Source organism: Psychrobacter immobilis, assembly GCF_904846185.1.
GTDB lineage: Bacteria > Pseudomonadota > Gammaproteobacteria > Pseudomonadales > Moraxellaceae > Psychrobacter > Psychrobacter immobilis_B.
The window spans coordinates 1-9,647 of sequence record NZ_CAJGZQ010000037.1 but is presented as its reverse complement, the minus strand read 5'-3'; the positions used below and the strand labels follow the sequence as shown (position 1 = coordinate 9,647).

The 9,647-nt window shown below is 39.0% G+C and carries 7 protein-coding genes; 6 read left to right on the top strand and 1 reads right to left on the bottom strand.

The features are described from left to right. Positions 1-127: 127 nt before the first annotated feature. The 6 genes from JMW94_RS14125 to JMW94_RS14100 all read left to right on the top strand — a co-directional run bounded on the left by JMW94_RS14125 (position 128) and on the right by JMW94_RS14100 (position 7,890). The gene (locus tag JMW94_RS14125) at positions 128-1,414 is read left to right on the top strand and encodes a restriction endonuclease subunit S (RefSeq protein WP_201604824.1); all 1,287 of its coding nucleotides are present in this window, start codon (positions 128-130) and stop codon (positions 1,412-1,414) included. Positions 1,415-1,466: 52 nt separating this feature from the next. Next, entirely contained in the window at positions 1,467-2,306 is an 840-nt protein-coding gene (locus JMW94_RS14120; RefSeq protein ID WP_201604823.1) for a hypothetical protein, read from the top strand. A 79-nt stretch (positions 2,307-2,385) separates the two neighbouring features. Beyond that, positions 2,386-5,568, top strand: coding sequence for a type I restriction endonuclease subunit R (locus tag JMW94_RS14115; RefSeq protein ID WP_201604822.1), 3,183 nt, complete (start codon positions 2,386-2,388; stop codon positions 5,566-5,568). A gap of 90 nt (positions 5,569-5,658) precedes the next feature. After that, entirely contained in the window at positions 5,659-6,291 is a 633-nt protein-coding gene (locus JMW94_RS14110) for an AbiV family abortive infection protein (protein WP_201604821.1), read from the top strand. An 8-nt stretch (positions 6,292-6,299) separates the two neighbouring features. Beyond that, positions 6,300-7,022 (top strand): DUF2971 domain-containing protein, encoded by a 723-nt coding sequence (locus JMW94_RS14105; protein ID WP_201604820.1) that lies wholly within the window; start codon positions 6,300-6,302, stop codon positions 7,020-7,022. Between the two features lie 49 nt (positions 7,023-7,071). Then, the gene (locus JMW94_RS14100) at positions 7,072-7,890 is read left to right on the top strand and encodes a restriction endonuclease (protein WP_201604819.1); all 819 of its coding nucleotides are present in this window, start codon (positions 7,072-7,074) and stop codon (positions 7,888-7,890) included. A 92-nt stretch (positions 7,891-7,982) separates the two neighbouring features. Here JMW94_RS14100 and JMW94_RS14095 read toward each other — a convergent pair whose 3' ends face one another. After that, positions 7,983-9,170 (bottom strand): Shedu anti-phage system protein SduA domain-containing protein, encoded by a 1,188-nt coding sequence (locus JMW94_RS14095; protein WP_201604818.1) that lies wholly within the window; start codon positions 9,168-9,170, stop codon positions 7,983-7,985. Between the last annotated feature and the right edge of the window lie 477 nt (positions 9,171-9,647).

The window sequence follows — 9,647 nt, the reverse complement described above, 5'->3', positions numbered from 1 at the left end:
ATCTAAACCCTATCGAGAAAAAGTGGGCACAGGCTAAGTTTCTACGCCAAGGGTGGATGGAGAATAATTTACCAAAACTGTTTCAGGATATGGGCTGTATCTCTTTTATTATAGACTGACTATACTTATGATGTCAAAAGCTAAGATTGATAGTAAAGATATAGACATTGAAAGTTACGTTTCGACAGATAATATGCTTCCTGACTTTGGCGGAGTTACAGTCGCTGAAAAGCTTCCATCTGCATCAAAGTTCACAGCTTATAAAGCCGAAGATATTCTTTTCTCAAATATTAGGACTTATTTTAGAAAGCTTTGGATAGCCAATAAAGATGGTGGATGTTCTAACGATGTTATTGTGTTTAAAGCCAGAGAAGGTATTAATCCTAGCTTTGGCTTTTATTCTCTAATGAATGAAGAGTTTATCCAATATACAGTTCAAACCTCCAAAGGAACTAAGATGCCAAGGGGTGATAAAGAGGCAATGAAAATTTATCCATTGTCTCTTCCACCGCTTTCAGAACAAAAAGCCATCGCTCATATCCTTGGTTCTTTAGACGACAAAATCGAGCTTAACCGCCAAATGAACGAAACCCTAGAAGCGATGGCGCAGGCGTTGTTTAAGAGCTGGTTTGTGGATTTTGATCCTGTGATTGATAACGCCCTTGCCGCAGGGAACGCCATTCCTGACGAGTTATTAGAGCGTGCCGAGCAGCGCCAAGCGATTGAGAAAAAGGATAATTCAGATATTCAGAATTTATTCCCTAATGCGTTTGAGTTTACTGAGGAGATGGGTTGGATTCCAAAGGGTTGGGGAGTTAGTAAGCTTGGTGAGTATATTGAAGTAAAACGTGGTGGCTCTCCTCGACCAATTCATGATTATTTAGTACCTAAAGGATTACCTTGGGTCAAAATAAGTGATGCGACTGCTAGTAATTCAAGATTTCTTGTTGAGACGAAACAATTTATTAAACCTGAAGGATTAAATAAAACGACTTTATTAAAAAAAGGCTCGTTAATTTTATCAAATAGCGCCACCCCTGGCTTACCAAAATTTTTAGATTTAGATGCTTGTATCCATGACGGCTGGTTACATTTCCCGAAGAAAAAAATATTTACTGATAATTATTTATATCAGCTTTTTTTAGTTGTTAGACAGGAACTCTTGATGCAAGGTAATGGTAGTGTATTTACTAATCTAAAAACAGATATTTTAAAAAACCATATGGTAGTAGTGCCTAATATCGATGTTTTAAACTATTTCGATAACTGGATAAATTCATTTCATAATAAAATTCATGCTGTTCAAATAGACGTAGATAATTTATCAAGAATCCGCGACACCCTTTTACCTAAGTTAATGTCAGGCGAATTGCGTATTTCTGATGCTGCTGAACTTGTGGAGGAAGTAGTATAGCTTTTGACAGTAAACGGTTATCTTAAAAACATAAGAATTAATGGAATCTAGTATGAAAAAGCTGTTACTTAGTTTAGCGCTCAGCTTAGGCGTTCTATCTGCGGCTCCTGTAATGGCTGCCGCTCCTGCTTTCTCAGCTAGTCAAATGGCTCAAGTCAAAATCAAAGACTTAAGCTTTAAAGAAATTATGCGTCAGTTTTACAATGGTCAGATGTTCGATATTCATGTGGATCATATGGAAGATACACCGTATATCGGCTTGGGAAAATACGATGAGGTTGGAAGGGCAACTATTGCCTTAATGCTTCCTGTTATTCAATATAAAAATACAGCAGGTGAAGATCGTTATCTGATTATCATTGAAAAGACACATGTTTCTGATGGAGAAATTGACTCTTGTCATATCTGTAAGGCAACAGCGGATTTATACAGCTTTAAAAAACTGAAGAGTGGATTGTTTCAGTTAGTGAGTCAAACACCAAAGAACGTAGAGGAATCGGGTAGCAATGGAAGTGCAGGACTTTATGCTGAAGATATTAAAAATGGTCTACAGCCGTTAGGGAAGAACCTAGTAGGAAGTATGTTTACGAATTTCTATATGGGTCAAGGTGCAAGGGATGACTGGTGGAAAGCTTTACACCTACCTGAGAATGATTTTATTAATGTTTATTATGTCGGTGATGCTGGCTCAAGCAATGCTCGTTATGATGAAGACTCGCCTTTGTATTATGGTTATGAAGGGACTTTAAAAGTACTGTCGGACAATACCACTTATTATCCCATTATGTTGACTTACAAAGGCGAAAAGCCTACTGAAGATGATGAGCGTATTGAGCATGTTAACTACAGTGAAATTGTGAAATTCAATCCGATTAAAAAAGAGTATGAATAACCTAGTGTTGTCGTATTTCTTCTAGATTAGCATAGTAATTATTGAAAAAAAATAAAGCATAATAAAAAAGGACGAAGCATTGAAATTTACCGAAGACAGACTTGAGCAAGCCATTATTGAATTGCTAGCAGCCGAGGGCTATCCACATACGCTTGGCGAAGCGCTTGATCGCAATCCTGATGATGTGCTGATTAAGTCTGATCTTCGACAGTTTCTAGCGACCCGTTATAAAGATGACTTGATCACTGATTATGAGATTGAGTCTATTATTCATAAGCTCGAATACCTTCCTGCCTCTGATCTGTACGATACCAATAAAGCCATCATGAAGTTTGTCGCTGATGGCTTTACACTCAAGCGAGAAGACTATACCCAAAAAGACTTATACATCCAGCTGATTGACTATGAAGCACTCGATAACAATCGCTTTCGCATCGTCAATCAAATGGAGATACAAGGCTTTGAGCTACGTATCCCTGATGGCATTCTTTATATCAATGGCTTACCACTGGTGGTGTTTGAATTTAAGAGCAGCATCCGTGAAGATGCCACCATGTTTGATGCCTATACCCAGCTGACCACCCGTTATAAGCGCGATATTCCAGAGCTGTTTAAATACAACGCCCTATGCGTGATTAGTGACGGCGTTAACTCAAAGATGGGTTCATTCTTTGCGCCTTATGAGTTCTACTACTCTTGGCGCAAAGTCACGGGCGATGAGAAGTTAGAGAAAGACGGTATCCACTCCTTATTGACCATGATGAGCGGTTTATTTGATAAAACGCGCTTGCTTGATGTCATCCGTAATTTTATTTACGTACCTGACAAATCAAGCAAGGAAGAAAAAATCGTTTGTCGCTATCCGCAGTATTATGCCGCCACCAAGCTATACGACAATATCAAGCAGCACATGAAGTTGCTCGACAGTCATGGCAACTTAATTGACGATAATGGCTTACGTGACGGGAAGGGTGGTACGTACTTTGGCGCGACTGGCTGTGGTAAAAGCTTTACCATGCTGTTTCTAGCCCGTCTGCTAATGAAAGACGCGGCGCTTGGTAGTCCAACCATTATCTTAATCACTGACCGTACCGACTTAGATGATCAGTTATCCAAAACCTTTACCAACGCCAAGACCTATATCGGCGATGAGAACATCATCAGTGTCGAGAGTCGTGCTGAGCTACGAGAAGAGCTCAAAGGACGCAGAAGTGGCGGTGTGTTCCTAACCACCATTCATAAGTTCACCGAAGACTTAGCCCTGCTCACCGAGCGTACCAACGTTATCTGTATCTCAGATGAAGCGCATCGTAGCCAAATCAACCTCCAGCAAAAAATCACCCTCACTGAAGATGGGGTGAAAAAGACCTACGGCTTCGCTAAATACTTGCATGATTCTCTGCCCAATGCCACTTACGTTGGCTTCACAGGCACGCCGATTGATGCCACCCTTGATGTCTTCGGCCCCGTCGTTGATAGCTACACCATGGTTGAGTCGGTATTCGATGAAATCACCGTACGTATCGTCTATGAGGGCCGCGCTGCCAAAGTGCTACTCGATAGCAAACAACTTGATGAAGTAGAAAAATACTATCAAGAAAGCGCCGACGCTGGCACCAACGAATATCAGATAGAGAAAAGTAAAAAAGCCATGGCGAGTATGTCTACCATTCTTGGTGACCCTGACCGCATCCGTGCCATAGCTGAAGACTTTGTTCAGCATTATGAAGCGCGAGTAGAAGAGGGCACCACACAAAAAGGCAAGGCTATGTTTGTCTGTAGCAGCCGTGAAGCCGCCTATCAGTTATATAAAGACATCATAGAGCTGCGTCCTGAATGGGATGAGGTACGAGCGTGCGAAGAAGGTTCAACCTTATCTGAAAGCGATAAGAAAAAAGTTAAACCTATGGAGCGAGTCAAGATGATCATGACTCGTAACAAGGATGACGCAAAAGGCATGTGGGATAATCTTGGTAATAAAGACTATCGTAAAGAGCTCGACCGTCAGTTTAAAAATGGCAAATCTAACTTTAAAATCGCCATCGTTGTCGATATGTGGCTCACAGGCTTTGACGTACCTTTTCTCGATACCATCTACATTGATAAACCTTTGCAAAAGCATAGCCTGATTCAGACCATCTCACGGGTCAATCGTAAGTTTGAAGGTAAGGAAAGTGGCTTAGTCGTTGATTACATCGGCATCAAAAAGCAGATGAATCTGGCGCTCTCTCATTACACCGGTGGTCAGGTTCAAAACCTAGACGATATCCAAAAGTCAGTCGTGGTGGTGAAAGACCATTTGGATCTACTAGATACCGTCTATCATAAGTTTGACTCTAGCCTTTACTTTAACGGCACGCCATTAGAGCAGCTCAATTGCTTGAATGCAGCAGCTGACTTTGCGCTGCAATCTAAGAAGCTAGAAAAGCGCTTTATGGATTTGGCCAAACGTCTGAAGTCTGCCTATGATATTTGCGTGGGTAGTGAAGCACTCACCAAGACTCATAAAGACAAGATTCATTACTACCTAGCTATTCGTACCATCATCTTTAAAATCACCACTGGCGGCGCACCTGATGTTGAGCAGATGAACCAAAAGGTACGTGACCTGGTCAAAGACGCGCTGATGAGTGATGGCGTTGAAGAGATATTTAAACTCGGTGATAACACAGATGGTGAGATCGATATCTTCGATGAAGATTATTTGGCAAAGCTTGAAGTGATTAAACAGCCGAATACCAAGCTAGAGCTACTACAACAGCTCCTCGCAAAAGCCATTGGTGAGCTGAAAAAAACCAACAAGGTGAAGGGTGTTGATTTTAGTAAGAAGATGAATGCGCTTGTAGAGAAGTACAATGACCGTGACGAGCAAGATGTACTGCGCGCTGAAGTCATTGGTGACTTCTCTGATGAGATCATCAAGCTGTATAACGAGCTACGGGTTGAGATGGCATCGTTTGGTGAGATGGGCATCGACTTTGAAGAAAAAGCGTTTTATGACATCTTACTATCACTGGCGCATAAGTACGATTTTACCTATCCAGAAGACAAGCTGCTTGAGCTGTCAAAAGAAGTGAAAAAACTGATAGATGACAAGGCAAGGTACACCGACTGGAATAAGCGTGATGATATCAAAGCGGAGCTACAGTTTGATTTGATGATATTGCTTGATGAGTGGGGCTATCCACCTGTGGACTCGAAAGAAGTCTATAAAGAGATATTTGAGCAGGCTGAGAATTTTAAGAAGAGTAGGGTGGTTTGATAGTTAAGGTATATTTTAAAAATAACAGCTTCTCTAGATCAAACTTAATTTCTAAAACAGATAAATAGAGCTAACAAGAGAGAATAAGTTGTGGAAAAGAGCGGAAATAACATAGCTGTAGAAGCTTCTGTAATATTTTCAGATGGGTATACAGGCTTACATGGTCGAGAAGAGTATAACGATGCTATTGCTCACATTTACGATTTGATATGCGCATCATACACTTTGTTGAAGAGTGGTAGTTTTGCCCCCTCTCTTTTTTTATCAATCACTATATTTGAAGAAATTGCCAAAATAAAAGCTGGGTATATGCGTGCAGCACAACAAAAGGATTTACTAAAAGTAAAACGAGGAAAAGATCATCTTTTTAACCATAACATGAAGCATAAAATTGCAATATCACCTGTTTATCTAATTGGTGACCGCATAGCTAATAGTATTGGTGCTGATAGGGCTAAGGAGATTTTCGAAGGCTATAGTTCTGGCGAATATTCATCACTAAGGGAAAAGTCGTTATATTTTGCGCGGGATAATGAAAGTTTACATATTCCATCAAAATATATTGATTCTAATCTAGCCGCAGAGCATTTGTTAATAGCCATTGAAATTTTTGTTGATGAGTTTTGGGGCATGACTATAAGCGTATCAACTATATGCGATAAGGCTAATGAGTTCTATATCAAAGTGGAATCTATCCTTAAAAATATGCAACAAACCGATTAGGATAGATTATGAACTTTATCGGCGATGAGCCAAATACTATAGAACCATTATGGCGATATTTTAAAACAGAAAGGCTAATAGATTTTCTGAATACTGGTGAGTTGTACTTTGCTTCAGCGCGTGAGTTTAATGATAAGTTTGAAGGAGCTGTGGCAATAGTATCTTCAGAATATAAAACAGATCCACGTTATGCGGAACTTGACGGTACTGAAAAAGCTTTTGAAGAATTAAAACGTTTAACCAAAGTAAGTTGTTGGCATAGATCCTTGTATGAAAGCGACGCCATGTGGCAGTTATACGCCGATGAATGGAAGGGTGTAGCTATACAAACCAACTTAGATAAGATAAAAAAATCCATAAAACCGTTTAGATTAAACCCTAAATATGCTGAAGAAAATCTATGCGTTGGCAATGTCAAATATGTTGATCTTACCAAAGGAAAACTGAAAGTTAGTATGATAGAACGGTTTTGGCATAAGCATACTGCTTTCGATTGGGAAAAAGAGTTTCGGATAGGTATTTCTCTCCGATTGGCAGAAGAGTTTGGAGTAGATATACCTGAGCACGGTATAAAAGTTAAATTTGAAGTAACCGATCTGATTGAGCGAATTCATCTTGGACCATTTTTATCAGACACAGATATTGAGAAGGTTCGAAAATTAGCTATTGAAAAGGGTATCGGTGATCGAGTAGATATATCAAGCTTGAAAGGCACACCACGCTATACATGAGTTAGACAGAACAATTCTTACGCTTAGCTAAAAGGATACTCCAAACTCTATGATTGATAATCCATATCCTGATAAATGGCAAGACCTTCAATTAGGTGTGAAGAGAATATTTCGCAATGTTGGCTTGTCGTCAGATATTGAGGTAAATATACCTACCCCACGGGGCTCTGTTAATGTTGATGTTTTAGCTATCGATGGACTAAGCTTAGACAATATTAAATATATTGTAGAATGCAAAAACTGGAGTTCAGCTATACCTCAATCCGTTGTACATTCATTTACGACTGTTATGCACGAAACTGGCGCTAACATTGGGTTTATCATTTCCAAACACGGACTACAATCTGGAGCAAAAGAATATACTAGAAGCACAAACATTGTTGGTTTAACTTATTTAGAATTTCAGCAACGATATTTCGAAGCTTGGTGGACAAGATATTTCTGTCCTCGTGTAGGGGATGCTGCGGATCGTGTTTTACAGTACACTGAAGAATTCAATCATCACCGTGATAAAGAGTACAACAAGCTTTCCAAAGAAAATAAGGATTTATTTGATCGGTTACGTTCAGAGTATCGTGTATCTTCATTTATGTTGGCAATGTTTAATATGCTCAGTATAAGTCCTATGATTGATACTGGTACTTTACTTAATCCACCTTCCGACATTAAAACTTTCAAAATGGAAGTTTTATCTAAGATTGCGCCAGGAGTCACATGGTATGGTTCGACTTTTCGGGAGTTGTTAGATGGTATCTTACAATATTTCCTAGATGCGGAAGAGAATTTCAACTCAATATTTGGAAGGTATATTTTTGATACAAATCCAATTAGCGGTGTAGGAGTAGAGGGCCCGTCTATACCTCAGTAAAACCGATGTAAATTGTTTTCTTCTATCTACAGTCACTTGTCATAACATCCGTTTTATATGAGTAACGCTGAACTTGCCTGATAAGCAAACACTTATACCTTAGTTTCGATGAGTGGCCAATCACGAAAAATGGGTTTACATGCATCTAGTTCTTGTATCATATGACCTGATGACTGTCTAATCATGTAATCCTTTGGCTTGAATTCAAGACAATGAGAGCTTTTATTAACTTTTTGTTGAAAGTAGCGAAAAGAACCTAGCTTATCGACTAAACTTATAGTTTTGTTGACAAAGTAGTGCTCCAACATATAGAAGTGCGCTCCATTATTTCCGCTTGAGTCTGCACCAAGAGTAAAAAATTCTGTTTCAGGGAATAGTTTTAATACTCCTTTACCTAGACGGAGCTCAGACTCGATATTATTGACGTTTAGCGACATATAGATGCCATTTGAGTCATTCGAAAATTCAAATCTTATATAGTGTGGACCTCTTCCATCCAGGAGTGCTTGAAGCGAGTAAACCTTCTGCTGAGAATCAAAGCACTCAAAAATAATCTCATTATTATCTAGGCAGACTGAAATTCGATCAGCGCTTCCAGAGCCGTAATCCGCAATGAATGTTTTTCCAGACGCTTGCATATTTCCGAGATAAATATGAGTTACGAAACACCAGCCAACACGCGATAAATTATCGCTTCTCCCGATTGAATATGCTTTGACCATACGGTCAAAGAGATCATCATAGAAAACTATCTCGGTTGGTACTTTTCGTTGTGCCATAATAGAGCTAACAAGATGTGCGTCGTTCTCAGCGCTAAGTGCATAAATAAGTTTCGCACGGTAATCAGATGTTTTAGAAACATTAAGCACTTTCTTTACTACATCCCTAGCCTCCCGATTCTGTCTTATAGACTCAACATACTCAGTTGTTTGCGAAATATAGGTTTCAGCTAAAGCTTTGAACTTTGCTCTATTACCATCATTGCGACTAGTTGTAATATTTCCCACAAAAGGCGTTTTTAGTTCTACAACAGTCAAGATCCCAGCTTCGAATTCCGCTCCAATGAAGTCAGGCTCAGGATTAAAACCTCTATCTTGATCATATGGAAGAGTATTTGGCGAACTTTTTTCAAATGACGCTGCTGTATCTATTCCGAGCACAGTAAAAATAGCAGGATGCTGTTCAAAAAGCCTTTGATAGGAGGCCTCCTCGTTATTCTTACTGACTAAAAGGCAATAAAAATCATAAATTGCAGTCCAAAGTTGCTCAGCTGACGACATATAACTTAATCCTATGATGTATAGCACTCATTTATGTAGCTGTTGATTTTATAGCAGAGCAGCACTCGATATGAAAACATTATTAGAGTAAATTTTTCACTTTTTTAATTATTGAAACTAACATATGAAGTGCACTTTCAAAGAACAGGTAAAAATACATAGCTGCGCTAGCATCAAATTTTTTATCCACCGTCTAAAGTGAGATTGCAATCATGCACTATACCCCAATGGGAACTAGCCAATCTGACCCCTATTTAAGCTAATAAACTACTTAAAAAAGTCTGTAACAAAAGAACTTTTGATAAAAGACCATTGTCATTTGACAAGCCTCAATACAAACTTTTAAAATAATTTTGAGTATTTGAGTATTTGAGTATTTGAGTATTTGAGTATTTGAGTATTTGAGTATTTGAGTATTTGAGTATTTGAGTATTTGAGTATTTGAGTATTTGAGTATTTGAGTATTTGAGTATTTGA